We start from the raw sequence: 261 nt of genomic DNA, 5'->3' as shown, positions 1-261 counted from the left end.
CGAGTGTCTACGTCGTATCCGCTGCAGAGAGCAAGGCACCTTTCCGGTGGTTGAGAGTACAGGGTGGGACCGTCGGCTGTCGGTGGTGGCCGACGGGAAGAGGCTGATCGGGCATGCCGGGGCGGTGCTGCTGCGCCGGTGCGCGGACCGCACAGGGCTCACGCGGGCGCTGGCGAAGGTGCTGCCATCCAGCACGGCGGCCGGCTGGCGGGACCGCACGGGGGTGCTGGTCCAACTGGCAGTCGCGATCGTGCTCGGGGC

Annotated in this window: 1 pseudogene; it reads left to right on the top strand. The window is 70.9% G+C overall.

The annotated features are described in order from the left end of the window. Positions 1–46: 46 nt before the first annotated feature. Positions 47–261, top strand: a pseudogene (locus RM590_RS36285) (hypothetical protein); the annotation flags it as partial.

It is taken from the genome of Streptomyces litchfieldiae, from assembly GCF_031845365.1.
In the GTDB taxonomy this organism is placed as follows: Bacteria; Actinomycetota; Actinomycetes; order Streptomycetales; family Streptomycetaceae; genus Streptomyces; species Streptomyces litchfieldiae.
This window is presented reverse-complemented; position numbering and strand designations above follow the sequence as displayed.